A 25,812-nucleotide genomic window follows, 5' to 3' on the forward strand; every position below is an offset into this window, starting at 1 on the left:
ACCCGGGGAAATCGGGTACGACGGACAGACAGCCCCAGGAGGTGTCCATGTCCGCCCCCACCCAGCGGCCCAAGGTCACGGCACACGAGGCACGGCAGACCGCCGAGGCCGCGCGCGAGCAGGACTGGCACAAGCCGAGCTTCGCCAAGGAACTCTTCCTCGGCCGCTTCCGGCTCGACCTCATCCACCCCCACCCGCTCCCCGCCGACGAGGACGTCCGGCGCGGGGAGGCCTTTCTCGCGACCCTCAGGACGTTCTGCGAGACCCGGATCGACGGCGCCCGCATCGAGCGCGAGGCCCGCATCCCCGACGAGACGATCACCGGGCTGAAGGAGATCGGCGCGCTCGGGATGAAGATCGATACGGCGTACGGCGGTCTCGGCCTCACCCAGCTGTACTACAACCGCGCCCTGGCCCTCGTCGGCTCCGCGAGCCCCGCCGTCGGCGCCCTGCTCTCCGCGCACCAGTCGATCGGCGTACCGCAGCCCCTGAAGCTCTTCGGCACCCAGGAGCAGAAGGACGCGTTCCTGCCCCGGCTCGCCCGTACCGACCTCTCCGCCTTCCTCCTCACCGAGCCCGACGTCGGCTCCGACCCGGCCCGTCTCGCCACCACCGCCGTGCCGGAGGACGACACGTACGTCCTCGACGGGGTGAAGCTGTGGACCACCAACGGGGTCGTCGCCGACCTGCTGGTCGTCATGGCCCGCGTGCCCGCCTCCGAGGGCCACCGCGGCGGCATCACCGCCTTCGTCGTCGAGGCCGGCTCGCCCGGCATCACCGTCGAGCACCGCAACGCCTTCATGGGGCTGCGCGGCCTGGAGAACGGCGTCACCCGCTTCCATCGCGTCCGCGTCCCGGCCTCCCACCGCATCGGCCCCGAGGGCAGCGGCCTCAAGATCGCCCTCACCACCCTCAACACCGGCCGCCTCTCGCTCCCCGCGGCCTGCGCGGGCGCCGCCAAGTGGTGTCTGAAGATCGCCCGCGAATGGTCGGGGGTCCGCGAGCAGTGGGGCGGGCCCGTCGCCCGCCACGAGGCCGTCGGCACCAAGATCTCCTTCATCGCGGCCACCGCCTTCGCCTTGGAGGCCGTCGTCGACCTCGCCTCCCAGCTGGCCGACGAGGACCGCAACGACATCCGCATCGAGGCCGCCCTCGCCAAGCTGTACGGCTCCGAGAAGGCCTGGCTGATCGCCGACGAGCTCGTCCAGATCCGCGGCGGACGCGGCTACGAGACCGCCGACTCCCTCGCCGCCCGCGGCGAGCGCGCGGTCCCCGCCGAGCAGCTCCTGCGCGACCTGCGGATCAACCGGATCTTCGAGGGCTCGACCGAGATCATGCACCTGCTGATCGCCCGCGAGGCCGTCGACGCCCACCTCTCCGTCGCCGGCGACCTCATCGACCCCGCCACCTCCCTCGGCGACAAGGCGAAGGCCGGCGTGCGGGCCGGCGGCTTCTACGCCCGCTGGCTGCCCGGACTCGTCGCCGGGCCGGGGCAGCTGCCGGGGGCGTACGGAGAGTTCGGCGACCTCGCGGGCCACCTCCGGTACGTCGAGCGGACCTCCCGCAAGCTCGCCCGCTCGACCTTCTACGCGATGTCCCGCTGGCAGGGCCGCATGGAGCTCAAGCAGGCCTTCCTCGGGCGGATCGTCGACATCGGCGCGGAGCTCTTCGCGATGAGCGCCGCCTGCGTACGGGCCGAGCTCCTCCGCACCACCGGCGACCACGGCCGGGAGGCGCACGAGCTCGCGGACGCCTTCTGCCGCCAGGCCCGGCTGCGGACCGAGGAGCTCTTCGGCCGCCTCTGGTCCAACACCGACGACCTCGACCGGCGGATCGTCGACGGCGTCCTCGACGGCCGGTACACGTGGCTGGAGGCAGGCATCGTCGACCCCGGCGACGACGGCCCCTGGATCGCGGACGCCACCCCGGGCCCGTCGGCCGAGGAGAACGTCCACCGCCGGATCCCCTGAGCGCCGGGACCGCGTTCCGCCATGCGGGACGCGGTCCCTCCCCTCGGGGCGACACGGCAGGATGACGTCCGTGACCGTCATCGACATCCCCGGCTCCAAGTCCGTCACCGCCCGCGCGCTCTTCCTCGCCGCCGCGGCGGAGGGCACCACGACCCTCCTGCGGCCGCTCGTCTCCGACGACACCGAGGGCTTCGCCGAGGGCCTCACCGCCCTCGGCTACGCCGTCCGCCGCGAGCCCGACGCCTGGCACATCGAGGGCCGCCCCGCGGGCCCCGGCGCGGAGACCGCCGACGTCTACTGCCGCGACGGCGCCACCACCGCCCGCTTCCTGCCCACCCTCGCCGCCGCGGGCCGCGGCACGTACCGCTTCGACGCCTCGGCCCAGATGAGGCGGCGCCCCCTCGCCCCCCTGACCGAGGCCCTGCGGACCCTCGGCGTCGACCTCCGGCACGGCGAGAAGGAGGGCCACCACCCGCTGGACGTCCACGCCCAGGGCGTGAAGGGCGGCGCGCTCACCCTCGACGCCGGGCAGTCCTCCCAGTACCTGACGGCCCTGCTCATGCTGGGCCCGCTCACAGCCGAGGGCCTCGACATCACCGTCACCGACCTCGTCTCGGAGCCGTACGTCGAGATCACCCTCGCGATGATGCGGGCCTTCGGCGCCGACGTGCGCCAGGACGGCCGGACCTACCGGGTCGCCCCCACCGGCTACCGGGCGAGGACGTACGGCATCGAGCCCGACGCCTCCACCGCCAGCTACTTCTTCGCCGCGGCCGCCCTCGAACCGGGCCGCTCCGTCACCGTCCCCGGCCTCGGCACCGGCGCGCTCCAGGGCGACCTGGCCTTCGTCGACGTGCTGCGCCGCATGGGCGCCGACGTCGAGATCACCGACACCGGGACGACCGTCCGCTCCACCGGCACCCTGCGCGGACTCACCGTCAACATGCGGGACATCTCCGACACCATGCCGACCCTCGCCGCCCTCGCGCCCTTCGCCGACGGCCCCGTCCGCATCGAGGACGTCGCCAACACGCGGGTCAAGGAGTGCGACCGCCTCGACGCCTGCGCCGAGAACCTGCGCCGCCTCGGCATCACCGTGCACACCGGCCCCGACTGGATCGAGATCCACCCCGGCACCCCCACCGGACCCGTCGAGATCGCCACCCACGGCGACCACCGGATCGTCATGTCCTTCGCCGTCACCGCCCTGCGCACCCCCGGGATCACCTTCGACGACCCCGGCTGTGTGAAGAAGACGTTCCCCGACTTCCACCGGGTCTTCGACGCGTTTGTCCACACCCCGTGAAGTCCGCACAGCGTTTGCGGCAAGAATGGGGGGCATGAGCGACCGCCCCTCTCCTCTCGCCGATCCCCATATCGCCTTCGACGTCTCCGAAGGACGCCGGGACATCGTCGTCCTCGGCTCGACCGGGTCCATCGGCACGCAGGCCATCGACCTGGTGCTGCGCAACCCCGACCGCTTCCGGGTCACGGCCCTGGCCGCCTCGGGCGGCCGGGTCGGACTGCTCGCCGAGCAGGCGCACCGGCTGAAGGTCGCCGCGGTCGCGGTCGCCCGCGAGGAGGTGCTGCCCGAGCTGCGCGAGGCGCTGACCGCGCTGTACGGCTCCGAGCCGCTGCCCGAGCTCCTGGCGGGCCCCGAGGCCGCCACCCAGCTCGCCGCCTCGCCGTGCCACACCGTGCTCAACGGCATCACCGGCTCCATCGGCCTCGCGCCCACGCTCGCCGCCCTCGAAGCCGGCCGCACCCTCGCCCTCGCCAACAAGGAGTCGCTGATCGTCGGCGGCCCGCTGGTCAAGGCGCTCGCCAAGCCGGGTCAGATCATCCCGGTCGACTCCGAGCACGCGGCCCTCTTCCAGGCGCTCGCCGCCGGCACCCGCGCCGACGTCCGCAAGCTGGTCGTCACCGCCTCCGGAGGCCCCTTCCGCGGCCGTACGCGCGAGCAGCTGGCCCACGTCACCCGCGAGGACGCGCTGGCCCACCCGACCTGGGCCATGGGCCCGGTGATCACGGTGAACAGCGCCACCCTGGTGAACAAGGGCCTGGAGGTCATCGAGGCGCACCTGCTGTACGACATCCCCTTCGACCGCATCGAGGTCGTCGTGCACCCCCAGTCGTACGTCCACTCGATGGTGGAGTTCACGGACGGCTCGACGCTCGCCCAGGCCACCCCGCCGGACATGGGCGGCCCGATCGCCATCGGCATCGGCTGGCCCGAGCGCGTCCCGGACGCGGCCCCCGCCTTCGACTGGACCAAGGCCTCCACCTGGGAGTTCTTCCCGCTCGACACGGAGGCGTTCCCCTCGGTCGGCCTCGCCCGGCACGTCGGCGAACTCGGCGGCACGGCCCCCGCCGTCTTCAACGCGGCGAACGAGGAGTGCGTCGAGGCGTTTCTCGCCGGACGGCTGCCGTTCAACGGCATCATGGATACGGTCACAGCGGTCGTCGCGGAGCACGGCGTTCCCGGTACGGGAACCTCCCTCACCGTCCCGGACGTCCTCGAAGCGGAGACCTGGGCACGGGCCCGGGCCCGTGAGCTCGCAGCGAAGGCAACGGCGGAGGCGCGCGCATGACCGAAGTGCTCTTGTACACGCTGGGCATCGTGCTGTTCGCCCTCGGCCTCCTCGTCTCCATCGCGTGGCACGAGCTGGGCCACCTCTCGACGGCCAAGATCTTCGGCATCCGCGTGCCGCAGTACATGGTCGGCTTCGGCCCCACGATCTGGTCGAAGAAGCGCGGCGAGACCGAGTACGGCATCAAGGCCGTCCCGGCCGGCGGCTACATCCGCATGATCGGCATGTTCCCGCCGGGCGAGGACGGCAAGATCGAGGCCCGCTCCACCTCGCCCTGGCGCTCGATGATCGAGGACGCCCGCGAGGCCTCGTACGAGGAACTCCAGCCGGGCGACGAGACGCGGCTCTTCTACACGCGCAAGCCGTGGAAGCGCGTGATCGTGATGTTCGCCGGACCGTTCATGAACCTGGTCCTGGCGGCGGCGCTGTTCTTCGGCTCGATGATGACGCTGGGCATCGAGGGCCAGACGACCAAGGTCGCCGGCGTTCAGAAGTGCGTCATCAAGCAGAGCGAGAAGCGCGAGAAGTGCCAGACGGGCGACCCCGTCTCGCCGGCGTTCAAGGCCGGTCTCCGGGAGGGCGACAAGATCGTCGCCTTCAACGGCGCGCCGGTGGGGGACTGGGACACGCTCTCGGACCGCATCCGCGACACCATCGGGGCGGCGACCATCACCGTCGAGCGGGGCGGCCAGCGCATCGACCTGCACCCGACGCTCGTCTCCAACAAGGTGCCGAGGAAGGACGAGGACGGCCAGGTCGTCCAGCCCCTCCAGTACATCGACGCCGGCTATCTCGGCTTCGCCTCGAAGACCGAGGTCGGCGCCCTCACCTTCGGCGAGACCACCGAACGGATGTCCGACCTGCTGGAGAACGGCGTCCACTCGGTCGTCGCCCTCCCCGGCAAGATCCCGGGCCTCTGGGACGCCACCTTCGGCGACGGGGAGCGCGCCTCGGACTCCCCGGTCGGCGTCGTCGGCGCGGCCCGGCTCACCGGCGAGCTCATGACCGTCGACGCTCCGCCGGAGCGGATCCTCGTGATGTTCATGAACCTCCTGGTGTTCTTCAACGTCTCGTTGTTCCTGTTCAACATGCTTCCGCTGCTGCCGCTCGACGGCGGCCACATCGCGGGCGCCCTGTGGGAATCCGTACGCCGCCACACGGCCCGGATCTTCAAGCGCCCCGACCCGGGCCCGTTCGACGTGGCCAAGCTGATGCCCGCCGCGTACGTGGTGGCCGGCGTCTTCGTCTGCTTCACCCTGCTCGTCCTCGCCGCCGACATCGTCAACCCGGTGAGGCTGACGTAGCCGTTCACACGGCTTCGTACGCAGTTCCACGAGCAGTTCCCAAGGGGGGCTCGGACCCGCTGGTGTCCGGCCCCCCGCCCCAGGGGCGGTAACCTCGGAGACCTGAGACCGCCGACGCACAACCTTGAGGTTGCACAGAAGATGACCGCGATTGCTCTCGGTATCCCGACCGTCCCGACCCGGCTCGCCGAGCGGCGCAAGAGCCGGCAGATCCAGGTCGGCAGCGTGGCCGTCGGCGGTGACGCCCCCGTCTCCGTGCAGTCGATGACGACGACCCGCACGTCCGACATCGGCGCCACGCTCCAGCAGATCGCCGAGCTGACCGCCTCCGGCTGCCAGATCGTGCGCGTGGCCTGCCCGACGCAGGACGACGCCGACGCGCTCGCCACGATCGCCCGGAAGTCGTCGATCCCGGTCATCGCCGACATCCACTTCCAGCCGAAGTACGTCTTTGCCGCGATCGACGCGGGCTGCGCGGCCGTCCGCGTCAACCCGGGCAACATCAAGCAGTTCGACGACAAGGTCAAGGAGATCGCGAAGGCTGCCGGCGACGCCGGCACCCCGATCCGCATCGGCGTCAACGCCGGTTCGCTCGACGCGCGGCTCCTGAAGAAGTACGGCAAGGCCACCCCCGAGGCGCTCGTCGAGTCCGCCCTCTGGGAGGCCTCCCTCTTCGAGGAGCACGGCTTCCGCGACATCAAGATCTCGGTCAAGCACAACGACCCGGTCGTGATGGTCGAGGCCTACCGCCAGCTCGCCGCCCAGTCCGACTACCCGCTGCACCTCGGCGTCACCGAGGCGGGCCCGGCCTTCCAGGGCACGATCAAGTCGGCCGTCGCCTTCGGCGCGCTCCTCTCCCAGGGCATCGGCGACACCATCCGCGTCTCGCTCTCCGCGCCGCCGGTCGAGGAGATCAAGGTCGGCATCCAGATCCTGGAGTCGCTGAACCTGCGCCAGCGCCGTCTGGAGATCGTCTCCTGCCCGTCCTGCGGCCGCGCCCAGGTCGACGTCTACAAGCTCGCGGAGGAGGTCACCGCCGGCCTCGACGGCATGACGGTCCCGCTGCGCGTCGCCGTCATGGGCTGCGTCGTCAACGGCCCGGGCGAGGCCCGCGAGGCCGACCTCGGCGTCGCCTCCGGCAACGGCAAGGGCCAGATCTTCGTCAAGGGCGAGGTCATCAAGACCGTCCCCGAGTCGAAGATCGTCGAGACCCTCATCGAAGAGGCGCTCAAGATCGCCGAGCAGATGGAGAAGGACGGCGTCGCCAGCGGCGAGCCGACCATCGCCATCGCCGGCTGACACACGGAACCTTCCGCCGAAGCCCCTCCCCCTTCCAGGGCGGAGGGGCTTCGCCGTACCAGGGCGAGTGAGCCGAAGGAGCGCGGCCGGGGGAACACCCCCGAGCGCGCGGAGCCCCCGACGGAGGAGGGGGCGAGCACGGTCGGGGGTGTGAGTCCGGCTGGAGCGCTCCGGAGGCGAACCGAGCCCAAAAAAACAGCACAGGGGTAAAGTGCGGAGACCAGCAGATCCGTACCGTGAGGCCCCCTCGTGTTGACAGAGACCACCACCCGGGTCCTCGAACCCGCCGATCTCGGCGCCGCCTTGGCCGTCCTGGAGAGCGCCCCCGTCGAGAACGCCTTCGTGACCGCGCGCGTCCAGGTCGCCGGGCTCGATCCCTGGCGGCTCGGCGGCGAGATGTGGGGCTGGTACACCGAGGGCCGGCTGCGCTCGCTCTGCTACTCCGGCGCCAATCTCGTCCCCATCTGCGCGACCCCTGAGGCCGTGCGCGCGTTCGCCGACCGGGCCCGCAGGATCGGCCGTCGCTGTTCCTCGATCGTCGGCCCCGTGGAGCCCACCTCCGAGCTGTGGCGGCTCCTGGAGCCCAGCTGGGGCCCGGCGAGGGACGTCAGGGCCCGGCAGCCGCTGATGATCGCCGAGGAGCCGTCCGTCACGGTGGCCCCCGATCCGCTGGTCCGTCGCGTCCGCAAGAACGAGATGGAAGCGATCATGCCCGCGTGCGTGGCCATGTTCACCGAGGAGGTCGGCGTCTCCCCGCTCGCCAACGACGGGGGACTGCTCTACCAGGCCCGGGTCGCCGAGCTCGTCGGCGCGGGCCGCTCCTTCGCCCGCATCGAGGACGGCAAGGTCGTCTTCAAGGCCGAGATCGGCGCCGCGACCCGCCTTGCCTGCCAGATCCAGGGCGTGTGGGTCGCGCCCGAGCACCGGGGCAAGGGCCTGTCGGAGACGGGCATGGCCGCCGTCCTCCAGTACGCCCTCGCCGACGTCGCGCCCGTGGTCAGCCTGTACGTCAACGACTACAACACCCCCGCGAGGGCCTCGTACCGCCGCGTCGGCTTCCGGGAGACCGGTGCCTTCATGAGCGTGCTGTTCTGAGGCCCCGGCCGCTTGTAGGGTGCGCCGCATGGATGACGCAGAGGTCGTGATCGGACCGGTCAATCTCGCCGCCAAGGTGGACGAGGCGCTCGCCGTGCAGGCGGTCGCCTTCGGCCTGGACCAGGACGAGGTCGCCGTACGCCGCCACATCGTGCTGCGCCACCTCATGAGCCCCGGCGCCTGCGCCTACGGGGCCACGTCCGAGGGCCGGCTCGTCGGCTTCGTGTACGGCATGCCCAACGACCGTACGCACTGGTGGTCGACCGTCGTGGAGCCGTACCTGCGCGCGACGGGCACCGCCGACTGGCTCGACGGCTCGTTCGTCATCACCGAGCTCCACGTCCACCCCGACTTCCAGGGGCGCGGCGTGGGCCGTGAACTGATCACCACGATCACCGACGCGGCGGCCGAGTCGCGCTCGATCCTCTCCGCGATCGACACCGACTCCCCGGCCCGCGGCCTCTACCGCGCCCTCGGGTACGGCGACCTCGCCCGCCGGGTGCACTTCCCGAGCGCGGCCCGTCCGTACGCCGTCATGGGTGCCCCGCTGCCGCTCAAGCGCCGGAACTGATTTCTCCTGCCCGGGGCGGCCCGGCTAACCTCGGGGAAATCACCTCCCCCGAGCTCTCGGCTGCGCTCGAGCAGGGGGGACCCACAGTCCCGGCAGGAGTACGAGAACCATGGCCAACGCACCGGTCCAGCGCATGTCGAAGTTGATGGCGAAGACGCTGCGCGACGACCCGGCGGACGCCGAGGTCCTCAGCCACAAGCTCCTCGTCCGCGCGGGCTACGTCCGCCGCACCGCCGCCGGCATCTGGAGCTGGCTGCCCCTCGGCCTGAAGGTGCTCTCGAACGTCGAGCGCGTCGTCCGCGAGGAGATGGACGCGATCGGCGCGCAGGAGGTCCTGCTCCCCGCCCTGCTGCCGCGCGAGCCCTACGAGGCGACCGGCCGCTGGGACGAGTACGGCGCGGAGCTGTTCCGCCTCCAGGACCGCAAGGGCACCGACTACCTCCTGGGCCCCACCCACGAGGAGATCTTCACCCTCCTGGTGAAGGACCAGTGCTCGTCCTACAAGGACCTGCCGGTCATCCTGTACCAGATCCAGAACAAGTACCGCGACGAGGCCCGTCCCCGGGCCGGCATCCTCCGCGGCCGCGAGTTCCTCATGAAGGACTCGTACTCCTTCGACACGGAGGACGAGGGCCTCGCCCAGTCCTACGCGCTGCACCGCCAGGCCTACCAGCGGATCTTCGAGCGCCTCGGCCTCGACTACCGCATCGTCGCCGCCACCGCCGGTGCGATGGGCGGCTCGAAGTCCGAGGAGTTCCTGGCCCCGGCCGAGGCCGGCGAGGACACCTTCGCCGACTGCCCGAACTGCGACTTCGCGGCGAACACCGAGGCGGTCTCGTACGAGATCCAGCCGGTCGACGGCTCCGCCGTCCCGGCCGCCGAGGAGATCCCCACCCCCGACACCCCGACCATCGAGACCCTCGCGGCCTCGCTCGGCGTGGAGGCCTCCGCCACCCTCAAGAACCTCCTGGTGAAGGTCGACGGCGAGATCGTCGCCGTGGGCGTCCCCGGCGACCGCGAGGTCGACCTGGGCAAGGTCGAGGAGCACTTCGCCCCGGCGACCGTCGAGCTGGTCACCGAGGCCGACTTCGCCGAGCGCGCGGACCTGGTGCGCGGCTACGTCGGCCCGCAGGGCCTGGAGAAGGTGAAGTACATCGCCGACCCGCGCGTCGCGCCGGGCACGGCGTGGATCACCGGCGCCAACAAGGACGGCATGCACGCGAAGAACGTCGTCGCGGGCCGTGACTTCGAGGTCGAGGAGTACGTCGACGTCGTCGTCGTGCAGGAGGGCGACCCGTGCCCGAAGTGCGGCACCGGCCTGACGCTGGACCGCGCCATCGAGATCGGCCACATCTTCCAGCTGGGCCGCAAGTACGCCGACGCCCTCAAGCTCGACGTCCTCGGCCAGAACGGCAAGCCGGTCCGCGTGACCATGGGTTCGTACGGCATCGGCGTCACCCGCGCCGTCGCCGCGCTCGCCGAGCAGACCGCCGACGACAAGGGCCTGTGCTGGGCCGCCGAGGTCGCCCCGGCCGACGTCCACGTCGTCGCCGCCGGCAAGGCGCTCCAGACCGAGCTGGCCCTCGAGGTCTCCGACAAGCTGGCCGCCGCCGGGCTGCGCGTCCTGGTCGACGACCGCGCGGGCGTCTCCCCGGGCGTCAAGTTCACCGACGCGGAGCTCATCGGCGTCCCGAAGATCCTGGTCGCGGGCCGCCGCTCCGGCGAGGGCGTCGTGGAGCTGAAGGACCGCCGCACGGGCGAGCGCGAGGAGCTCACGGTCGACGAGGCGATCGCCCGCCTGACCGCCTAGGACGCACCACGGAGCGGGGGGCGGGGCCCGAGCGGCCCCGCCCCCCGCTCCGTGTCGTCCGGGCTCACGCCGGGGTGTCGTCCGTCTTCGGGGAGGGTTCCACCGACGCGCCCGTCAGGTCCTCGACCGCCTCGGCCGCGTCCCCCAGGCCCTTGAGATACGCCTCGCCGAAAAGCGGCGGCACGGGCTCCGCTGCCACCGGCTCCGTCCCCGCTGCCGACGGCCCCGCGGTCACGGCCTCCGGTTCCGCCGGAGCCGGTGCCGTCACGGCCTCCGTACCCGCGGCCATCGGCGCCGCGCGTTCCAGGAAGCGCAGGAGCTCCACCGGGATCGGCAGGACCAGCGTCGAGTTCTTCTCCGCCGACACCGCCATCACCGTCTGCAGCAGCCTCAGCTGGAGCGCCGCCGGCTGCGCGGACATCACTCCCGCCGCCTCCGCCAGCTTCTTCGAGGCCTGGAGCTCCGCGTCCGCGTTGATCACCCGCGCCCGCCGCTCCCGGTCCGCCTCCGCCTGCCGCGCCATCGAGCGCTTCATCGTCTCCGGCAGCGACACGTCCTTGATCTCGACGCGGTCGATGGCGACGCCCCAGCCCATCGCCGGGCTGTCGAGCATCAGCTCAAGGCCCTGGTTGAGCTTCTCCCGGTTCGACAGCAGGTCGTCCAGATCGCTCTTGCCGATGATCGACCGCAGCGACGTCTGCGACATCTGCGAGACCGCGAACCGGTAGTCCTCCACCGCCACCAGCGCGTCCGCCGCGTCGACCACCTTGAAGTACACGACCGCGTCCACCCGCACCGTGACGTTGTCCCGGGTGATGCCCTCCTGCGCGGGCACCGGCATCGTGACGATCTGCATGTTGACCTTGTGGAGGCGCTCGGCGATCGGCAGGATCATCGTGAATCCGGGCGGACGCACCTCGTCGCGCAGCCGGCCGAAGCGGAAGACGACCCCGCGCTCGTACTGCTTCACCACCCGGGCCGCCGCGGCCGCGTACACCGCCGTCGCCGCGGCCGCGCCGGCCACTGCCATCAACAGCTCTTGGATCATCACGGCCCCCTGGAATCGAGCCGAACGCTACAAAAAGGGTATTCCCCTACAGCCAGCTCGCGAACTCAAGGAGCAGCTCGGCGTCCTGCCGCCGCCCCGCCGTGAGCGCCCGCGTCCCCGATTCGACCGCGCGGAACAGGGTCCAGCCCCGCAGCCGCTCCCGGTCCATGTCGAGGGAGTCGGCCAGCTTGTTCACCCGCCGCCGGGCCGTCGACGCGCCCGCCGAGGCGCCCACCAGGTCCTCCACCCGGTCGCGGACGAGCCGGGCCAGGTCGTAGGCGCGCTCGCCGACGAGCGGCTCGGGACCGACGGCCAGCCAGGGGGCCCGGTCGCCGGCGAGCACCTTGCCCTGGCGGAAGCAGCCGTGCAGCAGCAGCGTCTCGTCCGGGGCGGCCACCAGCTCCTCGCGCGCGGCGAGCGCCGCGGCGGTCAGTTCGCCGGTCGCGGGGTCCGCGCGGTACGGCTCCATCGCCGCGGCCTGCCGTTCCGTCCGCTCGGCCACCGACTCGAAGCCGTGCCCGGCCGGCGGCTCGACCCACAGCTTCCGCACGGCCCCGGCCGCCTCCAGGAGTGCCTTGGCCTCCGGCAGGGAGCGCAGCGACACCTCGGGCTGCAGCCGTTCGAGGACGAGTCCGCCGTCCGTGGTCTCGTCGAGCAGCCGGACGGCGCCCCAGCCGTTCCAGTGCGCGAGCGCGTCCCGCTCCAGGTCGGGGCGGGCGAAGGACGGCGCGACCTTGAGGGCGGCGGGGGAGTCGTCGGAGCGCCGGACGAGGAGGACCAGACTGCTCCGCCCGCCGGGGGCCACCACCCTCTCGGCGTCGAGCGACGCCCGGTCGAGCGTGGTCCGCGCGTGCTCCGGCAGCGGCCCGAGCCACTCGGCCGCCGCGGTGTCCCCGTACGTCTCGCCGAGCGCCCGTACGAGTCGCTCCGGCGGTTCGAAAGCCATGCGTGCGTTGTCCTTCTGACGTTCGGTCGGTCCCCGGTAGGGGCTGGACTCACACCCGCTCGGCGAGCCCAGGAAAGGTTACGCCGCTGCCGCGCCAGCGGACCGCGCGTACCGCCGCCTCCCGCAGCGCGGCGGCCGCGTCGCGCCGCAGCGGGCCCTCGGCGGCCCTGACCAGGTCGGAGTAGACCCCGGCCACCCGGTCCTCCAGGACGGCCGCGAGCCGCACGGCGCCCGCCGCGTCGGCGACCCGGAAGGGCAGCTCGTACGCGGCCGCCGCGACCGCCGGCGCGCCGCCGAGGTCCCGCACGGTGCGGCGCAGCGCGTCCCGGCGGGCCCGGTGGGCCTCGTAGGCGGCGGTGGCCTCCGCCCTGCGCTCCGTACCGATCCGGCCGCCGACGACCCCGTACCCGTACACCGCCGCGTGTTCGGCGGCCAGGGCCGCCTGGGCGGCGTCGAGGGCGCTCATGCGGGTGCTCCTTCGGTCAGCAGGTAGGCGTGCGCGGCGCTCGCCGCCGCCACGGACGCGAGCAGCCGCGCGTACTCCGGCGGGGCCGTGAGCAGGGCGTTCGTGTGCCGGTCGGCGGCCTTGCGCTCGGCCGCCGCGAGCTCCTTGAGCGCCGCACGGGGGTCGGCCGGGGCCGGTACGGGCGCGGGTGCCGTCGACGCCGAAGCGGAGGCGGATACGGAAGGGGTGGGGGAGGTCGTCACGGGCTTCACCGTGGTCCCGCCCTCGCCCAGGGCCTTCGCGTGCGCCGCCACCGAGCGCCGCAGCGGGGTCAGCCGGGGTGCGAGCGCGGGATGCGCGGCGAGCGTCGTGTCGTAACGTTCCAGCAGGCCCCGCGCGGCGGTCACCGAGCGGAGCCGCAGCGCCGCCTCGGCGCGCGCCACCCGCTCGGCCTCCAGTTCGGCGGCGCTCGGCTTCCGCGGGCCCTCGCCGCCCTCGGAGGAGGTGCAGCCCACGAGGGCCACCGCTCCCGCCGCCGCGCCCGCCCTGAGGAGTGCGCGCCTGCCCGTCGTCGTCACGCTCTCTCCCTCGTCCGTCGTCCGTCGTCGAAGATCGTCGAGATCACCGCAGGCGAGCGTACCCGCGGGCCCCGGGGCGGTGGACGGCAACACCCTCCGGGACCGGATACCCTTTGGTCTGACACGCGACGACACGCGACGACACGCGACGACACGCGACGAACCCACAACAGCACACGCGGCCGAGGAGTCACCCGGATGAGCACCACCCAGAGCGACAGGCTGCGCGGACTCCTTGAGCCGCTCGTCCACGCGAAGGACCTGGATCTGGAAGAGATCGAGGTGTCCCGGGCCGGCCGTCGTGGACTGCTGCGCGTGGTCGTCGATTCGGAAGAGGGCGTGGAGCTGGACGTCTGCGCCGAGCTGAGCCGTGAGATCTCCGAGAAGCTCGACGAGACCGACGTGATGGGCGAGGGCGAGTACGTCCTCGAAGTCAGCTCCCCCGGCGCCGACCGCCCCCTGACCGAGCACCGCCACTACGTGCGGGCCACCGGCCGCCTGGCCAAGCTCCAGCTCGTCGAGGGCGACGAACTCGTCGCCCGGATCCTCGCCGTGGACGAGGACGGCCTCGACCTCGAAGTGCCGGGTGTGAAGGGGCGCAAGCCCACCGCCCGCCGGGTCGAGTTCGCCGAGATCGCCAAGGCGCGTGTCGAGATCGAGTTCAACCGCAAGGACAAGAAGGAAGAGGAGGCGTAGCCGTGGACATCGACGTGAAGCTGCTCAAGGGCTTGGCGAATGAGAAGGAGATCTCCTTCGACCTGCTGGTCGAGGCGATCGAGTCGGCCCTCCTCATCGCGTACCACCGCACCCCCGACGCCCGCCGCCACGCGCGCGTGGAGCTGAACCGGCAGACCGGTCACGTGACGGTGTGGGCGAAGGAGGACCCCTCCGAGCTGGAGGAGGGCCAGGAGCCCAAGGACTTCGACGACACCCCGTCGGACTTCGGCCGGATCGCGGCGAGCACCGCCCGCCAGGTGATCCAGCAGCGACTGCGGGACGCCGAGAACGACGTGACGTTCGGCGAGTACGCGCGCCGCGAGGGCGACGTCGTCGCCGGTGTGGTGCAGCAGGGCAAGGACCCGAAGAACGTCCTGGTCCGTCTCGACGACAAGCTGGAAGCCATTCTTCCGGTGCAGGAGCAGGTGCCGGGCGAGGACTACTCGCACGGTCTGCGGCTGCGGACGTACGTCGTCCGGGTGGCCCGTGGTGTCCGCGGTCCGTCCGTCACCCTTTCGCGCACGCACCCCAGCCTGGTGAAGAAGCTCTTCGCCCTGGAGGTGCCGGAGATCGCCGACGGTTCCGTCGAGATCTCCGCGATCGCCCGTGAGGCGGGTCACCGCACCAAGATCGCCGTGCGTTCCACCCGTTCGGGCCTGAACGCCAAGGGTGCCTGCATCGGCCCGATGGGCAGCCGCGTCCGCAACGTGATGGCGGAGCTGCTCGGCGAGAAGATCGACATCGTCGACTGGTCGGACGACCCGGCCGAGATGGTGGCCAACGCGCTCTCCCCGGCGCGGGTCTCCAGGGTCGAGATCGTCGACATGGCCGCCCGGTCCGCCCGCGTGACGGTCCCCGACTACCAGCTGTCGCTGGCGATCGGCAAGGAGGGCCAGAACGCCCGCCTCGCCGCGCGCCTGACCGGCTGGCGGATCGACATCCGTCCGGACACGGAGCCGACCGGTCCGCAGGACTGAGACCGTTTTTGGCCAACAGCTGTTCGATTCTTGCCCTGAACGGGTGAGGTCGGTACGGGGAGGTAGACTTAATCGTGTCTGGCCGGACGCAAGCCCGCGTATGCCCTGAACGAACCTGTGTGGGATGTCGGGAGCGAGCGGCCAAGAGCGATCTACTGCGGATCGTGGTGAATAAGGACGAGTGTGTTCCGGATCATCGCGGTACGCTGCCCGGCCGGGGTGCGTACCTGCATCCCGCCGTGGTCTGTCTCGACCTGGCGGTCCGCCGCCGAGCGTTCCCGAGGGCCTTCAAGGTCCAGGGCCCGCTCGACACCGCGGCACTCCGTCACCACGTCGAGCGGTCGGCACCGCAGTGAAGAAGTACGGCACGGATCACCGTGCGGTCAGGTACCTCGCGAGTTGGAAGTAGGTCGAGATTGCGATGAGCACTCGATGAGTACGCGATGAGTACGCCCATGAAGTAGCGACGGTCCGGCGGTAACCGGACCTAAAAGGAGCGAAGTGGCTAAGGTCCGGGTATACGAACTCGCCAAGGAGTTCGGCGTAGAGAGCAAGGTCGTCATGGCCAAGCTCCAAGAACTCGGTGAATTCGTCCGTTCGGCGTCCTCGACTATCGAGGCGCCGGTCGTGCGCAAGTTGACTGACGCTTTGCAGGGTCCCGGCGGCAACGCCGGCAAGACCGCTGCCAAGCCCGGCGCGCCCCGCAAGGCAGCGCCCTCCCCCGCCGCGCCCAAGCCGGCGCCGGCATCCCCCGCGCCGTCCCCGGCGCAGGCTGCACGTCCCGCCGCCCCGAAGCCTGGAGCGCCCGCCCCGGCGGCGCCCAAGCCCGTGGTCGCGGAGAAGCCCGCCGCGGCGCCCACCTCGGGTTCGCGGCCCACCCCGGGTCCGAAGCCCCCGGCCCCGCAGAAGCCTGCGCCGGCCTCCCCGGCTCCGACGACTCCGGAGTTCACCGCGCCTCCGTCGGCTCCGGCCGCCGGTCAGCGTCCCGCCGGCGCGACCCCGGGCCCCCGCCCGGCCGCCCGCCCCGCCCAGCAGGCCCCGCGCCCGCAGGGTCAGGGTCAGGGTGCCCCGCGTCCGCAGGGCCAGGGCGCCCCGCGTCCGGGCGGTGCCCGTCCGGCCGGTCCGCGTCCCGGCAACAACCCCTTCACCTCGGGTGGCTCCACCGGTATGGCGCGCCCGCAGGCGCCCCGCCCCGGTGGCGGCGCCCCGCGTCCGCAGGGCGGCCCCGGCGCCGCTCCGGGCGCTCCGCGTCCGCAGGGTGGCCCCGGTGGCGCCCCGCGTCCGCAGGGTCAGGGCGGCGCGCGTCCCACCCCCGGTGGCATGCCTCGCCCGCAGGCTCCCCGTCCGGGCGGCGCGCCCGGCGGTAACCGTCCGAACCCGGGCATGATGCCGCAGCGTCCCGCTGCCGGCCCGCGCCCCGGTCCTGGCGGTCGTGGTCCCGGTGGCCCCGGCGGCCGTCCGAGCGGCCCCGGTGGTGGCGGCGGTCGTCCCGGCTTCGCCGGTCGTCCGGCCGGTCCCGGCGGTGGCGGCGGCGGCTTCGCCGGCCGTCCCGGTGGTCCCGGTGGTGGCGGCGGCGGTCGTCCGGGTGGTCCCGGCGGTGGCGGCGGCTTCGGCGGTCGTCCCGGTGGCTTCGCCGGCCGTCCCGGCGGTCCGGGTGGCCGTGGTGGCACGCAGGGCGCCTTCGGTCGCCCCGGCGGTCCCGCGCGTCGTGGTCGCAAGTCGAAGCGTCAGAGGCGCCAGGAGTACGAGGCCATGCAGGCCCCGTCCGTGGGCGGCGTGATGCTGCCCCGCGGTGGCGGCGAGGTCATTCGCCTGTCGCGCGGTGCTTCCCTCACCGACTTCGCCGAGAAGATCGGCGCCAACCCGGCGTCGCTCGTCGCGGTGATGATGAACCTCGGCGAGATGGTCACGGCGACGCAGTCGGTCTCCGACGACACGCTGCAGATGCTCGGTGACGAGATGAACTACACCGTTCAGATCGTCAGCCCCGAGGAGGAGGACCGCGAGCTGCTCGAGTCCTTCGACATCGAGTTCGGCGAGGACGAGGGTGGCGAAGAGGCTCTGGTCTCCCGTCCGCCGGTCGTCACCGTCATGGGTCACGTCGACCACGGTAAGACCCGACTTCTCGACGCGATCCGCAAGACGAACGTCGTCGCGGGCGAGGCCGGTGGCATCACCCAGCACATCGGTGCCTACCAGGTGGGTACCGAGGTCAACGGCGAAGAGCGTCGCATCACCTTCATCGACACCCCGGGTCACGAGGCGTTCACCGCCATGCGTGCCCGTGGTGCGAAGTCGACCGACATCGCGATCCTCGTGGTCGCGGCCAACGACGGCGTCATGCCGCAGACGATCGAGGCGCTCAACCACGCCAAGGCCGCCGGCGTCCCGATCGTCGTCGCGGTCAACAAGATCGACGTCGAGGGTGCCGACCCGACCAAGGTCCGCGGTCAGCTGACCGAGTTCGGTCTGGTGGCCGAGGAGTACGGCGGCGACACGATGTTCGTCGACATCTCCGCCAAGCAGGGTCTGCACATCGACTCCCTGCTGGAGGCCGTCGTCCTCACCGCCGACGCCTCGCTCGACCTCCGGGCCAACCCGGACCAGGACGCGCAGGGTATTGCGATCGAGTCCCACCTCGACCGTGGTCGCGGTGCCGTCTCCACCGTCCTCGTCCAGCGCGGAACGCTGCGCATCGGCGACACCGTGGTGGTCGGCGACGCGTACGGCCGCGTCCGGGCGATGCTCGACGACAAGGGCAACAACGTCGAGGAGGCGACCCCGTCGACTCCCGTCCTGGTGCTCGGTCTCACCAACGTGCCGGGTGCCGGCGACAACCTCCTGGTGGTCGACGAGGACCGTACGGCGCGTCAGATCGCCGAGAAGCGCGCTGCGCGTGAGCGCAACGCCGCCTTCGCCAAGCGCGTCCGCCGGGTGTCCCTCGAGGACCTCGACAAGGTGCTCAAGGCCGGTCTCGTCCAGGAACTCAACCTCATCATCAAGGGCGACGCGTCCGGTGCGGTCGAGGCCCTCGAAGCCTCGCTGCTCCAGCTCGACGTCGGCGAAGAGGTCGACATCCGCGTCCTGCACCGCGGTGTGGGTGCGGTCACGGAGTCGGACATCGACCTGGCCATGGGCTCCGACGCCATCGTCATCGGCTACAACGTCCGTGCGGCCGGCCGTGCCGCGCAGATGGCGGAGCGCGAGGGCGTCGACGTCCGGTACTACTCGGTGATCTACCAGGCCATCGAGGAGATCGAGGCGGCCCTGAAGGGTCTCCTCAAGCCGGAGTACGAAGAGGTCGAGCTCGGTACGGCGGAGATCCGCGAGGTCTTCCGCTCGTCCAAGCTGGGCAACATCGCCGGTGTCCTCATCCGCTCCGGCGAGGTCAAGCGCAACACCAAGGCGCGCCTCGTCCGCGACGGCAAGGTCATCGCCGAGGACCTCACGATCCACGGTCTGCGCCGCTTCAAGGACGACGTCACCGAGATCCGCGAAGGCTTCGAGGGTGGTATCAACCTCGGAAACTTCAACGACATCAAGATCGACGATGTCATCGCGACGTACGAGATGCGCGAGAAGCCCCGCGCCTGATCGTCCGATCGCAGTAGCGAGCCGGGGCCGGTCGGCGGAAGTTATTCCGTCGATCGGCCCCGGCCGTTGCGTGTACGGTTCTGGTGACCCTGCCGAGCGACGGCCCGGCAGGCCACCGAACCCGAACCGGCGGGACATCCGGCACCGCATGTACGTGGGGACTCTGTCCTTCGATCTGCTCCTCGGCGACGTCCACTCGCTGAAGGAGAAACGCTCCGTGGTCCGCCCCATCGTCGCCGAGCTCCAGCGCAAGTTCTCTGTGAGCGCGGCCGAGGTCGGCGACCAGGACCTCCACCGCAGGGCCCGGCTGGGCGTCGCGCTGGTGGCCGGGGACCCCGGGTTCGTATCGGACGTGCTCGACCGCTGTGAGCGGCTCGTCGCCGCGCGTCCCGAGGTGGAGCTGCTTTCGGTGCGCCGAAGGCTCCACACTGATGAAGACTGATTGAGCAAGGCAAAGAAGGAGAAGGACCAGTGGCCGACAACGCGCGGGCGAAGAAGCTGGCAGACCTCATCCGGGAGGTGGTCGCCGAGAAGCTGCAGCGTGGCGTCAAGGACCCTCGCCTGGGTACGCACGTGACCATCACGGACACCCGCGTCACCGGTGACCTGCGGGAGGCCACGGTCTTCTACACGGTCTACGGCGACGACGAGGACCGTGCGAGCGCCGCGGCCGGTCTGGAGAGCGCCAAGGGCGTCCTCCGTTCGGCCGTGGGCCGCGCGGCGGGGACCAAGTTCACCCCGACCCTGACGTTCATCGCCGACGCCCTTCCGGAGAACGCCAAGACGATCGAGGACCTCCTCGACAAGGCGCGGGCCTCGGACGCTCAGGTGCGGGAGGCGTCCTCGGGCGCCGCCTTCGCGGGCGACGCCGACCCCTACAAGAAGCCGGGCGAGGACGAAGCCGCCGAATGAGCAACGCAGCAAAGACGCCCGACGGCCTTGTCATCGTCGACAAGCCGTCGGGCTTCACTTCGCATGACGTCGTGGCCAAGATGCGCGGGATCGCCAGGACCCGCCGCGTGGGCCATGCGGGCACGCTCGACCCCATGGCCACGGGCGTCCTCGTCCTCGGCGTGGAGCGGGCGACCAAGCTGCTCGGTCACCTCGCGCTGACCGAGAAGGAGTACCTGGGCACCATCCGCCTGGGCCAGACCACGATCACCGATGACGCCGAGGGCGAGATCACGGCGTCGGTCGACGCTTCGAAGGTCACCCGGGAGCAGATCGACGCGGGCGTGGCCGAGCTGACCGGCGACATCATGCAGGTGCCGTCGAAGGTCTCCGCGATCAAGATCGACGGCAAGCGGTCGTACGCGCGGGTGCGCGGCGGCGAGGAGTTCGAGATCCCGGCCCGCCCGGTCACCGTCTCCTCCTTCCGGGTGTACGACGTCCGCGAGGCGACCGCCGAGGACGGCACGCCCGTCATCGACCTCGTCGTCTCGGTCGTCTGCTCCTCCGGTACGTACATCCGGGCGCTCGCCCGGGACCTCGGTGCCGGGTTCGGCGTGGGCGGCCATCTGACCGCGCTGCGCCGCACCCGCGTCGGCCCGTACAAGCTGGACGCGGCCAGGACCCTGGACCAGCTCCAGGAGGAGCTCACGGTCATGCCGGTCGCCGAGGCGGCCGAGGCGGCGTTCCCGCGCTGGGACGTCGACGAGAAGCGGGCCAAGCTGCTCCTGAACGGCGTCCGGCTGGAGATGCCGTCCTACCCGGCGGGTCCGGTCGCGGTCTTCGGACCCGAGGGGACGCTGCTCGCGCTGGTCGAGGACCAGCGCGGCAAGGCCAAGAGCCTCGCCGTCTTCGGCTGAGGTCCTCCGGGACCGGATCGTCTCCGGGACCGGAGCGTCACTGCGGGGCGGGCACGGATTCGTGCCCGCCCCGCAGTGTCTTCCGGGAGATTCACCCCATCGGGGAGGCGCTCGGAGTGAAACGGGGGAGCGCCGGGGGGCGCGTTTCCCGACTGGCTTCTCCGGGTGATCACTGGCGACCTACGGTCGACACCATGGGACGCGGGGACCTGGCGACGCTGGTGGAAATCTGTGATCCGGCGGGCCGGCCGCGCGGTACCGGATTCCTCGCCGACCATCACGGCACGGTGGTCACCAGCCATGAGGCGGTCGACGGGCTCGCGCGCGTCGTCCTGCACGCCCCGGGCGACCTGACCTGGCTCGCCGAGGCCGAGGCCGTCACCGCCCTGCCGGAGAGCGGCCTCGCGCTCGTACGGACCGAGGGGCTCGGCGTCCGGCCCGTCGCACTCGCGACCCGCCCCGAGATCGAACCCGGCACGTACGTACGGATCGCCGCCCACGGCTGGCGCGAGGCGCGGGTCCTCGGCCCCGCCGCCGTCACGTACACCGCGTCCGACCGCTTCCACGTCCTCGCGGACGCCCTCGAACTCGCCATCGGCACCGAGGGCGCCGAGGCGCTCCGCATCGGCGGCCGGGCGGCGGGCGGCCCCGTCCTCGACACCGCCACCGGCACCGTCGTCGCCGTCCTCGGCACCGCTCTGCACGGCGAGCGCCCGGCCGCCGGATACGCGGTGCCGCTGCGGCCCGACGGCCCGCTCGCCGCCCTCCTCCGGCGCAACGCCGCCACCGTCCCCGCCTACGGACCCGACCTCAACCTCGCCGGAATCCTGGAGCTCACCGCCACCTCCACCGGCCCGGCGAGGGAACCCGACCCCTGGCCCGAGCCCGTCGAACGCCCCGAGTGCGTCCGGGAGTTCGCCCGCTTCACGGCGGGGGAGTCGCTCGTCCTCGCCGTGGTCGGCGCCCCCGGCACCGGCCGCACCACCGCCCTCGCCGCGCTCTGCGCCCGCCGCGCCCGGGGCGTCGCCCCCGCCCCCACCGTCCGGCTGCGCGGTGCCGACCTGCGCGCCGAGGACCACTCGCTCGCCGACGCCGTCGGCCGCGCCCTGCGCCAGGCGGGCCGGATCGTCGCCGCCTCCGGGGCCCTCGGCGACACCGCGACCGCCACCCCCGAGAGGGCCGCCTCGCTCGCCCGGGAGGCGGGCCGCCCGCTCCTCGTCGTCCTCGACGGCCCCGAGGAGATGCCACCCCTCCTCGCCCACCGCCTCGCGGACTGGACCGCGGCCACCGAGCAGTGGCTGCGCGCCCACGGGGCTCGCCTGGTCACGGCCTGCCGCCCCGAGCACTGGGACCTGGCAGGCGCCCTCTACGACCCGCGGGTCCTGCACCGGCCGGCGACACCGAGCGGGGACGGCCTGCCCGCGGCCCTCGTCCTCGGCCCCTACACCGAGGCCGAGGCGCGGGCCGTCCGGCAGGGGTACGGGATCGGGGAGACCGACCTCGCCGAGGCGGACGCCCGCCATCCGCTCGCCCTGCGGCTGCTCGCCGAGGTCCGGGCGGCGCTCCCGGGCGAGGTACCGGGGCGGCCGGGCCGGGAGGAGATCTTCACGGCCCACCTGGACCTGATGTGCCTGCGCGTCGCCGTCCGCGTCGCCGCGGGCTCCCGGCCGCTCGTCCGGGGCACCGCCGTACGCCTGCTCGCCGCCCGGGTCGCAGGGCAGGTCCACGAGGCCGCCCGCCGCTGTCTCGGCCCGGGCCACGGCGTCCTCGACCGGGCCTCCTTCGAGGAGCTCTTCCCGTGGCGCGAGGGGTGGGCCTCGGCCGTCCTCACCGAGGGCCTCCTCGTCCCCGCGGGCTCCGGCTACCGCTTCGCCCACGAGGAACTCGCCGACTGGCTCCAGTCCGCCCACCTCGACCTGGACGCGGCCCTGGACGCACTGGTCCACAGCAGGGGCGGGGGGACGGGCCGGGCGGGTCGGGGGACGGCCGAGGGGTCGGGTGCCCTTGCCGGGCCTGGGCTTGGGCTTGGGCCCGGGTCCGGGGCCGCGGCCGGGGGTGATGTGGGCCGGTGGTTCGGGGCCGGGTCCGGGGGGGATGCGGGTCAGTGGTTCGGGGCCGGGTCCGGGGCCGGTTCTGGTTCCGCTTCCGGTTCCGGTACCGGGTCCGCTTCGGGTTCCGCTTCCGGCTCCGGTTCCGGCTACGGGGCCGATTCGACTGGCGGTGTGGACCTCCGGGCGGGGTCCTCGCCGGGTGGGGCGCTCGTGTCCCTCGGGAGCGCCCCCGTCCCCGTATCCGTACCCGACCGGGGTGTCGTTCCCCCGGCCGCCGCCGACGTGCCCCGGCAGCGGACCGCCGCGGACGACGAGCCGTCGGCCGATCACCTCCCCGTGCCCCGCCACCGCATCGGCCCCGTCCTCCAGGCGCTGCTGCGCCTCCACCGCGAGGACGGGCCCGCCGCCCTCGCCGCGCGCCTCGCCGCGCTCGTCGACTCCCTCGACCGGTTCGCGGACGCCGCATGGGGAGCGGACGGGGACTCCCGTGCCCGGCCGCACGAGCACGCCGACGCCGTCTGGTGGGCGGTCCGCCTGCTCGGGGAGACCCTGCGCCGGGTGGGCGACCCGCGGCCGTACCTGCCCGTGCTCCGGTTCCTCGCCGACCGGATCGGCGGCCGGCGGGCGCGCCACCCGGTCTTCGCCGGGTTCGGCACCGCGTTCTGGCAGGGGCTCCCGCTCTGCGAGGACGAGCGGATCGACCTGCTGCGGCGGCTCGTGCCCGCCGACCCGCCGCCGGGCGCGGACGCGGACGGCGACCGGTGCCTCGACACCGTCGCCGGGCTGCTCGTCGCCGACCCCCGGGGCGTCCAGCCGCTGCTGTGCCGCTGGTTCGGCGACGAGCGCCCTCTGCCCTCCGCCCCGCACGCCACCGTCGCCACCGCCGCCCAGGCCCTCCTGCACACCCACAGGGGACTCGCCGTCGACGACCTGTGCGAGGCGCTCGTCTCCACCGCCCATCCGCTCGCCGACGGGCTCCTCGCCGCCCTCGCCGAGGACGAGCCCGCCGCGCTCTGCCGGGCCGTCGACCGCTGGGCCCACGACGACGGCCGCCCCGAGCGCCGCGTCGCCGCCGCCGCGTACGGACACCTCGTCGCCGGCCGGCTCACCGCCCCCGCCGACCGCGAGCTCCTCCGCTACGCCGCCCTCGCCCTGCTCGCCCGCCCCGCCGACCAGGCCCTCCACGGCCCCGCTCTCGGCCTGCTCGTCCGCGACCCGCACACCCGCGCCCGCCACCTGCCCCGCGCCATCGCCGAGCCCCGGGTGCCCGCGTCCGCCCTCGCCGAGGCCCTCGCGACCCACCCGGGGCCGGTCCTCACCGCCTTCCGGTCCCGGCTGCACGGCACGGGCGAGGAGGCCGCCGCCGCGCTGCGCGCCCTCGCCGAGATCGACACGCCCGCCCTCACCCGGCGCGTCGCCGCCCTCGTCCGCGACTACGTCGCCCGCCTGCCCGAGGGCGCCGGGCACGTCGCCCGCTACGTCGACCGGCGGTTCGAGGACGGCCCGGCCGCCCGGGCCGTCCTCTTCCCGCTCGTCTCGGGGCTGATCCGGGGCCGCCCGGCCGCGGTCCGCCGTGCGCTCGCCCCGGTGCTCGCCGCGCCCGGCACGGGCGCCTCCCGTCATCTGCGGGCCGAGCTGCTCGACGTCCTCCTGGAGCACGAGCGGTACGAGGCGGAGACCGGCGAGTTCTCCGTCCTGGACGCCCTTCTGACGGCCGCCGCCGAGGGCGCGGGGCAGCGCAGCGAGCCCCGTACCCGGGAGCTCGTCCACCGGGCCGCCGCCCTGTACACCCGTACCCCCGAAGGCGCCGGACGGCTCGACCGGGCCCTGTCCGGGCTCTCCCGCGACCGCCCCGGCTTCGCCGTCCTCCTCATCGGATGGACCGTCGCCGTACCGGGGGAGTGGGCTCCGCTGCTCGGCCCCGAGACCGTCCGGGCGCTGCGGAGCCCCGGCACTTCCATGCCGATGCGTACCGACGGGCGTGGGCATGGCAGTCTTAGACCTGCGTAATCGGCGAACAGGCGGACGAGGAGCGGTCACAGTGCAGCGCTGGCGTGGCTTGGAGGACATCCCCCAGGACTGGGGGCGCAGCGTCGTCACCATCGGCTCCTACGACGGGGTGCACCGCGGGCACCAGCTGATCATCGGCCGCGCCGTCGAGCGCGCCCGGGAACTCGGCGTCCCCTCGGTCGTGGTCACCTTCGACCCGCACCCTTCCGAGGTCGTGCGGCCCGGCAGCCACCCGCCGCTGCTCGCACCGCACCACCGGCGTGCCGAGCTGATCGCGGGCCTCGGAGTGGACGCGGTGCTCGTGCTGCCGTTCACGGCCGAGTTCTCCCAGCTCTCCCCGGCGGACTTCATCGTCAAGGTGCTCGTCGACAAGCTGCACGCCAAGGCCGTCATCGAGGGCCCCAACTTCCGCTTCGGGCACCGGGCCGCGGGGAACGTCGCGTTCCTCGCCGAGCTCGGCGAGACGTACGACTACGAGGTCGAGGTCATCGACCTGTACGTCAGCGGCTCGGCCGGCGGCGGCCAGCCCTTCTCCTCCACCCTCACCCGCCGGCTCGTCGCCGAGGGCGACATGGCCGGAGCGGCCGAGATCCTCGGCCGCCCGCACCGCGTCGAGGGCGTCGTGGTCCGCGGCGCGCAGCGCGGCCGCGAGCTGGGCTTCCCGACGGCCAACGTCGAGACCCTGCCGCACACGGCGATCCCGGCGGACGGCGTCTACGCGGGCTGGCTGACGGCCGCGGGCGAGCGCATGCCGGCGGCGATCTCCGTCGGCACGAACCCGCAGTTCAACGGCACGGAGCGGACCGTCGAGGCGTACGCGATCGACCGCGAGGGCCTCGACCTGTACGGGCTGCACGTGGCCGTGGACTTCCTGGCGTACGTGCGCGGCATGCTCAAGTTCGACACCCTCGACGACCTGCTCCAGGCCATGGCGGCGGACGTGAAGCGGAGCCGCGAGCTGACGGAGACGTACGACCGGGAGAACCCCGCCTCCTAGG

21 protein-coding genes are annotated in these 25,812 nt (G+C 72.8%); 17 read left to right on the forward strand and 4 right to left on the reverse strand.

The features are described from left to right. The first annotated feature begins 47 nt into the window (after positions 1–47). The 8 genes from ASC82_RS10920 to ASC82_RS10955 all read left to right on the forward strand — a co-directional run bounded on the left by ASC82_RS10920 (position 48) and on the right by ASC82_RS10955 (position 10,640). The gene (locus tag ASC82_RS10920; RefSeq protein WP_056644681.1) at positions 48–1,970 is read left to right on the forward strand and encodes an acyl-CoA dehydrogenase family protein; all 1,923 of its coding nucleotides are present in this window, start codon (positions 48–50) and stop codon (positions 1,968–1,970) included. A gap of 70 nt (positions 1,971–2,040) precedes the next feature. After that, the gene (aroA, locus tag ASC82_RS10925; RefSeq protein ID WP_056644683.1) at positions 2,041–3,276 is read left to right on the forward strand and encodes a 3-phosphoshikimate 1-carboxyvinyltransferase; all 1,236 of its coding nucleotides are present in this window, start codon (positions 2,041–2,043) and stop codon (positions 3,274–3,276) included. 34 nt (positions 3,277–3,310) lie between these two features. After that, positions 3,311–4,561 (forward strand): 1-deoxy-D-xylulose-5-phosphate reductoisomerase, encoded by a 1,251-nt coding sequence (gene dxr / locus ASC82_RS10930; protein ID WP_056644686.1) that lies wholly within the window; start codon positions 3,311–3,313, stop codon positions 4,559–4,561. Next, positions 4,558–5,865 carry a site-2 protease family protein gene (locus tag ASC82_RS10935; RefSeq protein ID WP_056644687.1) on the forward strand — a complete coding sequence of 436 codons (1,308 nt, stop codon included), beginning with the start codon at positions 4,558–4,560 and terminating at the stop codon, positions 5,863–5,865. Before dxr ends, ASC82_RS10935 begins: the two co-directional genes overlap by 4 nt. A 141-nt stretch (positions 5,866–6,006) precedes the next feature. After that, positions 6,007–7,164, forward strand: coding sequence for a flavodoxin-dependent (E)-4-hydroxy-3-methylbut-2-enyl-diphosphate synthase (ispG, locus tag ASC82_RS10940; RefSeq protein ID WP_056644689.1), 1,158 nt, complete (start codon positions 6,007–6,009; stop codon positions 7,162–7,164). A 249-nt stretch (positions 7,165–7,413) separates the two neighbouring features. Further along, the gene (locus ASC82_RS10945) at positions 7,414–8,259 is read left to right on the forward strand and encodes a GNAT family N-acetyltransferase (RefSeq protein WP_024755627.1); all 846 of its coding nucleotides are present in this window, start codon (positions 7,414–7,416) and stop codon (positions 8,257–8,259) included. Positions 8,260–8,287: 28 nt separating this feature from the next. Beyond that, the gene (locus ASC82_RS10950) at positions 8,288–8,830 is read left to right on the forward strand and encodes a GNAT family N-acetyltransferase (protein ID WP_056644692.1); all 543 of its coding nucleotides are present in this window, start codon (positions 8,288–8,290) and stop codon (positions 8,828–8,830) included. A gap of 109 nt (positions 8,831–8,939) precedes the next feature. Then, a complete protein-coding gene (locus ASC82_RS10955) occupies positions 8,940–10,640 on the forward strand; it encodes a proline--tRNA ligase (protein WP_056644694.1) in 1,701 nt (566 codons plus the stop codon). 64 nt (positions 10,641–10,704) lie between these two features. Here the strand turns inward: ASC82_RS10955 and ASC82_RS10960 are convergent, their stop codons facing one another. Genes ASC82_RS10960 through ASC82_RS10975 form a run of 4 tightly spaced genes read right to left on the reverse strand, consistent with a single transcriptional unit; the run spans position 10,705 to position 13,657 of the window. Next, positions 10,705–11,688 (reverse strand): slipin family protein, encoded by a 984-nt coding sequence (locus ASC82_RS10960; RefSeq protein WP_056644698.1) that lies wholly within the window; start codon positions 11,686–11,688, stop codon positions 10,705–10,707. A 46-nt stretch (positions 11,689–11,734) separates the two neighbouring features. Further along, positions 11,735–12,634: an aminoglycoside phosphotransferase family protein gene (locus tag ASC82_RS10965; protein ID WP_056644701.1), complete on the reverse strand. Its 900-nt coding sequence runs from the start codon at positions 12,632–12,634 to the stop codon at positions 11,735–11,737. A 49-nt stretch (positions 12,635–12,683) separates the two neighbouring features. Continuing rightward, positions 12,684–13,100 (reverse strand): ferritin-like domain-containing protein, encoded by a 417-nt coding sequence (locus ASC82_RS10970; RefSeq protein ID WP_056644704.1) that lies wholly within the window; start codon positions 13,098–13,100, stop codon positions 12,684–12,686. Further along, on the reverse strand, positions 13,097–13,657 hold the full coding sequence (locus ASC82_RS10975; protein WP_056644707.1) for a hypothetical protein: 561 nt from the start codon (positions 13,655–13,657) through the stop codon (positions 13,097–13,099). Before ASC82_RS10975 ends, ASC82_RS10970 begins: the two co-directional genes overlap by 4 nt. Positions 13,658–13,855: 198 nt before the next feature. On the opposite strand from ASC82_RS10975, the gene rimP reads away from it, so the two are divergent. The 9 genes from rimP to ASC82_RS11020 all read left to right on the forward strand — a co-directional run bounded on the left by rimP (position 13,856) and on the right by ASC82_RS11020 (position 25,811). Next, positions 13,856–14,353, forward strand: coding sequence for a ribosome maturation factor RimP (rimP, locus tag ASC82_RS10980; protein ID WP_056644710.1), 498 nt, complete (start codon positions 13,856–13,858; stop codon positions 14,351–14,353). Positions 14,354–14,355: 2 nt separating this feature from the next. Beyond that, positions 14,356–15,351, forward strand: coding sequence for a transcription termination factor NusA (gene nusA / locus ASC82_RS10985; protein WP_056644713.1), 996 nt, complete (start codon positions 14,356–14,358; stop codon positions 15,349–15,351). Positions 15,352–15,425: 74 nt separating this feature from the next. Further along, positions 15,426–15,707 (forward strand): YlxR family protein, encoded by a 282-nt coding sequence (locus ASC82_RS29415; protein ID WP_079039189.1) that lies wholly within the window; start codon positions 15,426–15,428, stop codon positions 15,705–15,707. A 145-nt stretch (positions 15,708–15,852) separates the two neighbouring features. Continuing rightward, the gene (gene infB, locus ASC82_RS29420) at positions 15,853–18,945 is read left to right on the forward strand and encodes a translation initiation factor IF-2 (protein ID WP_079039190.1); all 3,093 of its coding nucleotides are present in this window, start codon (positions 15,853–15,855) and stop codon (positions 18,943–18,945) included. A gap of 148 nt (positions 18,946–19,093) precedes the next feature. Beyond that, positions 19,094–19,387, forward strand: coding sequence for a DUF503 domain-containing protein (locus tag ASC82_RS11000; RefSeq protein WP_056644720.1), 294 nt, complete (start codon positions 19,094–19,096; stop codon positions 19,385–19,387). A gap of 29 nt (positions 19,388–19,416) precedes the next feature. After that, complete coding sequence (gene rbfA, locus ASC82_RS11005) at positions 19,417–19,857, forward strand: 30S ribosome-binding factor RbfA (RefSeq protein WP_056644724.1); 441 nt, start codon at positions 19,417–19,419, stop codon at positions 19,855–19,857. Next, positions 19,854–20,753, forward strand: coding sequence for a tRNA pseudouridine(55) synthase TruB (truB, locus tag ASC82_RS11010; RefSeq protein ID WP_056644727.1), 900 nt, complete (start codon positions 19,854–19,856; stop codon positions 20,751–20,753). The genes rbfA and truB overlap by 4 nt, the downstream gene beginning before the upstream one ends. A gap of 194 nt (positions 20,754–20,947) precedes the next feature. Next, positions 20,948–24,814 (forward strand): serine protease, encoded by a 3,867-nt coding sequence (locus ASC82_RS30600; protein WP_056644731.1) that lies wholly within the window; start codon positions 20,948–20,950, stop codon positions 24,812–24,814. 31 nt (positions 24,815–24,845) lie between these two features. Continuing rightward, the gene (locus ASC82_RS11020; RefSeq protein WP_079039191.1) at positions 24,846–25,811 is read left to right on the forward strand and encodes a bifunctional riboflavin kinase/FAD synthetase; all 966 of its coding nucleotides are present in this window, start codon (positions 24,846–24,848) and stop codon (positions 25,809–25,811) included. The last annotated feature ends 1 nt before the right edge of the window (position 25,812 follow it).

The organism is Streptomyces sp. Root431, from assembly GCF_001426585.1.
Taxonomy (GTDB): domain Bacteria; phylum Actinomycetota; class Actinomycetes; order Streptomycetales; family Streptomycetaceae; genus Streptomyces; species Streptomyces stackebrandtii.

Coding starts and splice junctions, on each gene's coding strand:
- rimP (WP_056644710.1), top strand. CDS start 13,856: ATGAGCACCACCCAGAGCGACAGGCTGCGCGGACTCCTTGAGCCGCTC.
- ASC82_RS10920 (WP_056644681.1), top strand. CDS start 48: ATGTCCGCCCCCACCCAGCGGCCCAAGGTCACGGCACACGAGGCACGG.
- ASC82_RS10950 (WP_056644692.1), top strand. CDS start 8,288: ATGGATGACGCAGAGGTCGTGATCGGACCGGTCAATCTCGCCGCCAAG.
- ASC82_RS10955 (WP_056644694.1), top strand. CDS start 8,940: ATGGCCAACGCACCGGTCCAGCGCATGTCGAAGTTGATGGCGAAGACG.
- ASC82_RS11000 (WP_056644720.1), top strand. CDS start 19,094: ATGTACGTGGGGACTCTGTCCTTCGATCTGCTCCTCGGCGACGTCCAC.
- ASC82_RS30600 (WP_056644731.1), top strand. CDS start 20,948: ATGGGACGCGGGGACCTGGCGACGCTGGTGGAAATCTGTGATCCGGCG.
- dxr (WP_056644686.1), top strand. CDS start 3,311: ATGAGCGACCGCCCCTCTCCTCTCGCCGATCCCCATATCGCCTTCGAC.
- truB (WP_056644727.1), top strand. CDS start 19,854: ATGAGCAACGCAGCAAAGACGCCCGACGGCCTTGTCATCGTCGACAAG.
- ASC82_RS10935 (WP_056644687.1), top strand. CDS start 4,558: ATGACCGAAGTGCTCTTGTACACGCTGGGCATCGTGCTGTTCGCCCTC.
- ispG (WP_056644689.1), top strand. CDS start 6,007: ATGACCGCGATTGCTCTCGGTATCCCGACCGTCCCGACCCGGCTCGCC.
- ASC82_RS10970 (WP_056644704.1), bottom strand. CDS start 13,100: ATGAGCGCCCTCGACGCCGCCCAGGCGGCCCTGGCCGCCGAACACGCG.
- ASC82_RS10960 (WP_056644698.1), bottom strand. CDS start 11,688: ATGATCCAAGAGCTGTTGATGGCAGTGGCCGGCGCGGCCGCGGCGACG.
- ASC82_RS10965 (WP_056644701.1), bottom strand. CDS start 12,634: ATGGCTTTCGAACCGCCGGAGCGACTCGTACGGGCGCTCGGCGAGACG.